The organism is Corallibacter vietnamensis (assembly GCF_039537875.1).
Lineage (GTDB): Bacteria > Bacteroidota > Bacteroidia > Flavobacteriales > Flavobacteriaceae > Corallibacter > Corallibacter vietnamensis.
Genome location: NZ_BAABBI010000012.1, coordinates 1 through 4018, shown reverse-complemented (window position 1 = coordinate 4018; position 4018 = coordinate 1). Strand labels below are relative to the sequence as shown.

Sequence of the window (4018 nt, the reverse complement as noted above, 5' to 3'; positions counted from 1 at the left end):
GTTCAACAAAGCATCGTACAAGAGACAGAGAGGACTAACACGTGTAAGAGGTAATCCCTAGAGACCGTTATAGTTCTCCTCTCTTCTCTTGATAAATTTAATAACATCAAAGTAAAGGAGACCGTTGCCATTCATTGTGGCTCACTCAAACCTAAACTGAATCAATAATAATATGAAAAAAATTATCTTACTTCTGACCATCTTACTTCTGATTTTTACAGGTTGTAATAAAGACGATGAATCACCACAAGGACAAACAACGCCTCAAACATTTATTAAAGAGCAATCAGAGATTATGTCTGTTAGCACTAATTCTATAACATTAACAGGTAGTCAAAATGAGATTGAATCAAATGATATTATCGTTTCTGGAGCAAATAGCAATGCACCATTTGGTTTTTTAAGAAAGGTTACGAGTAAAAGCAACTCTAATGGCAATACAATATTACAGACACAAAGAGTTGCCTTGAGCGAAGCTGTAAAATACTATTATGAAGAAGGAGAAGAGTTTAACGGAAGTACAAGCTATACTTTCCAACCAAGCGATTTGTCTGGCAGAAATTCAAATCAAAACAATTCAGTACCAATAACAATTCCCATCGATGAAACTATTACTACAACTCAAGGTGGTGTACCTATTGAAATCAATCTTTCAGGTGATTTAACAATTACACCTAGCATAGATTTTGATATATCAATAAGCAACAACAACTTCTCGCCTAACATTGAAGAGTTTCTGTTTTCTATAAGCACAGAAAATGATTTTAATGTAAGTATAACAACTCAAGTTGATGTGTCTTTTGATACAGATGATATTGAACTAGGTTCTTTTACAGGTGCGCCTATTACAATAACGGTTGGAATTCCTGTGGTAATAATACCTAAATTCACTTTGTATATAGGAGCCAATGGGGATTTAAACGCAAGTATAGTTTATACCTATTCCAATAATTCTACAGCAATTTCAGGTGTTACTTATGACAATGGATGGCAATTTCTTCCAGAAAATGGTTTTTCAGTTAATAGTCAAAATGCTACAGCTACCGCTTCTGTAAGCGGTAATGCAAAAGCTTATATTAAACCAGAATTTAGCTTGTCATTATATGACGATGATTTTGTGTCATCTGGCATAAATGTTGAGCCATATGCTAGGTTTGAAGGTTCTATAACTAGCACACAATATAATTGGTTAATTAATGGCGGAATTGATACTGGAGCATTTTTTAAGGCACAGGCATTTGGCTTTAGCTTGGTCGATGAAGAATGGAACAACTTAATTAATATCCCAGAATGGGAAATAGCTTCTGGTGGTTATGACATTGCAACAATCACTAATCCTGTACCTACAGATAATGCTACAGTTACAACTCAGCCAATAACATTTTCTTGGCAACCTAACGATTTTACAGTAACACCTAATTATGAAATTTTATTAGGAACAGATGTAAACGCTCTTAATATTATAGGGACAACATCCAACACAAGCTTTGAATACACAAACAATTTAAGTAACGATACCTATTACTGGAAGGTAATAGCAAGAGACTCTAATAATGATATTATTACCGAAAGTTTAATCTTTAGTTTTATTTTAAATGAAAGTTCGTCAGTAGCACCTGCCCACACACCAAACCCAACAAATGGCTCAACAAATATTGCTCTAAACGGTAACTTATCATTTACAGAAGGTGCTAACACACCAACCGATGCCACGTTTAAAGTGTATTTTGACACCAACACAAACCCTACAACAGTTTATAATCTTGATGCTAATACAAACACCTTAAACTACTCAAACTTACAAGAGGGAACACAGTATTATTGGTATGTAGAAACCATTAGCAGTACTAACACAGTTTTAGCCACATCACCTATATGGAACTTTACCACACTAACAAATACTGCTAATACAGATCCAGCAACTAATCCTACACCAAACGATGGTGCAACTAATGTAACCTTAGTTGGTAATTTATCTTTTACAGAAGGCGCAAATACACCAACTGATGCCACGTATAGATTATATTTTGACACTAACACAAACCCTACAACACAATTTGATTTAGGTAGTCAAACATCTTACAGTTATTCTAATCTACAAGAAAACACAACCTATTATTGGTATGTAGAAACTGTTAGCAACACTAATACTGTTTTAGCAACATCGCCCATTTGGGGTTTTACTACGGAAAGTAATACTTCTGGAGGAATTTATACAGGAAATGTAACTCTAAATAGTCAAACAGAAGTAAATAATTTCGCTGCAAATAATTACACACAGATAATAGGTAATTTAACAGTTATTAGCACCAATACCAGTGACCCAATAAATAGCTTAGTCGGCTTTAGTAGTCTAACAGGAGTTGATGGGGTTTTAACTATTGATAGTACATTTATCATTAATCTAGATGGTTTTAATTCATTAAGTTCCGTAGTAACTTTAGACATTAAAGACAATGACAATCTTCAAAATATAAATGCATTATCATCACTTACAACTGTCAATCAAGATCTTAGAATTTATCGTAACCAAAATAATTCATTTGTAAATATTGATGGTTTATCTTCTTTAACTTTTATAGGTGATGACTTAAGCATTAGTGCAAATTCATCACTAAATAATATTGATGGTCTTTCTTCTGTTCAATCTATTGGAGGCTATTTCAAGTTGGGAACAAATGAATCATTAATTAATATAAATGGTCTTTCTTCTGTTCAATCAATTGGAGAATATATCACTATAAATAATAATCAATTATTAACTAATCTTTGTGGTATTTCTTTAGTTATAAATAATGGATTTAATGGAAATTACAATGTTTATGACAATGGATACAATCCTACAATGCAAGACATCATAGATGGTAACTGTAGCCAATAAGTTTAGATGGTCTTCGAAAAACAACGAAATGGCAACAACGTATAAGCGCAATAGCGGGAAAAGTTATAAAACCAGAGAAATTGTATAAATTTAAGGTCAATTTTAAGCCGAAAAGTTAGAGCGATAAAACCGCTGCTGCGCTTATACAAAACCGTTGCCATTAATACCCAAAAAACCGCTAACTGAATGGGAAAAATTACGAATGAACAAATTCATAAAGCATTTGAGGTCGGAAAAAAGATTTACCTGAATCAAATGTCTTTAAACGAAGGAACTGAATCCCTAACAAATATGGGAATGAAAAAAAGTTCAGGACTTGACTATATTTATGCGTATTCAAATCTTATTCAGGGAAAATTATTCACGCGTACAATCAACTCTTATGGAACGGAATATTATCTCGAACGGATTTATAATGAAAATGGTGTTAGCGGATTAAAAACGGCTCTACTTTCACTTTATCAACATATAGAATATTACGAAGAAACTTCTGGTGCTTCTGTGAAAACTGGAAGAAAAATTTATCAAAAATTTTATGAATTAGTAAAAGATGATTTTGGAGAAACTGTTTTCCCAGATGAAGTTGATTCTGACCAAAAATATTCGGAAGGTAAAACAAGACAAGTAACTGTAAATAGTTACGAAAGAAATCAAATAGCACGGCAAGAATGTATTGAACATTTTGGTCTGAATTGTCAAGTATGCGATTTCAATTTCGAACAAAAGTTTGGCGATTTAGGAAAGAATTTTATTCACGTCCATCACATAATTGACATAGCATCAATCGGAAAGGAATATTCTGTGAATCCAAAAACGGACTTAATTCCTGTATGTCCGAATTGTCACGCAATGTTGCATAAGCAAAAGCCAGCTTACTCAATTTCGGAACTGAAAAAAATAATAAAAGAAAGTACTAATGGCAACAATGTATAACCGCAATTACGGCGGATTCGACTACGTCCGAATCCACTCGGAATTGCTAAAGTCAGTGCTTAACCGAAAAACATTATCTTTAATCCCGTAACTGACGGTTATACGTATTCCAAGGTAAAAAACAAGCCTTAATTCAATAATTTGTTGCGGCTATATTTACAAAAGGTGTACCTCTTTTAATTACTGCAAAACTGCGTGCTAAAA

Annotated in this window: 2 protein-coding genes; both read left to right on the top strand. The window is 33.2% G+C overall.

Annotation, left to right across the window (positions count from 1 at the left end; genetic code table 11):
- The first annotated feature begins 172 nt into the window (after nucleotides 1-172).
- Nucleotides 173-2881: a beta strand repeat-containing protein gene (locus ABD690_RS13455; protein ID WP_344731116.1), complete on the top strand. Its 2709-nt coding sequence runs from the start codon at nucleotides 173-175 to the stop codon at nucleotides 2879-2881.
- A 186-nt stretch (nucleotides 2882-3067) separates the two neighbouring features.
- Nucleotides 3068-3814 carry an HNH endonuclease gene (locus tag ABD690_RS13450; protein WP_344731115.1) on the top strand — a complete coding sequence of 249 codons (747 nt, stop codon included), beginning with the start codon at nucleotides 3068-3070 and terminating at the stop codon, nucleotides 3812-3814.
- Nucleotides 3815-4018 lie beyond the last annotated feature (204 nt).